Below are 286 nucleotides of genomic sequence, written 5' to 3'. Positions count from 1 at the left end.
GATCCTGATCCTCAGCTGCGTAGTCGGCGTACCGTTTTACCTGATCAGTCCGAAGCGTCAGCGCCAATGCATGGGAAGGCTCGAAGCGGTTCTTTTTCACGGCTCCGAGATGATAGCCAGGGCGTACTACCTTTACTCCGGCGAGATCGAGGGAAGCGGGTAAGTAGTAAAGCTGTTCACCGAACAGAATGAATGCTTGCGGTTGGTCAAGCCGCTTGGCAAGCGCGGGACACAGCTCTTCGGCAAAGCTGTGCCAGGCAGCTATCGCTTCTTTTCGTCCTGCGCC

At 56.3% G+C, this 286-nt stretch carries 1 protein-coding gene; it reads right to left on the bottom strand.

Annotation, left to right across the window (positions count from 1 at the left end; genetic code table 11):
• On the bottom strand, nt 1–286 hold a 286-nt coding region (locus MXD62_RS08400), incomplete at both ends, for an RsmF rRNA methyltransferase first C-terminal domain-containing protein (protein ID WP_248828830.1).

Source organism: Frankia sp. Mgl5, assembly GCF_023242985.1.
GTDB classification, from domain to species: domain Bacteria; phylum Actinomycetota; class Actinomycetes; order Frankiales; family Frankiaceae; genus Parafrankia; species Parafrankia soli.
Note: the sequence above shows the minus strand (reverse complement) of the source record. Positions and strands in the feature narration are given on the sequence as shown.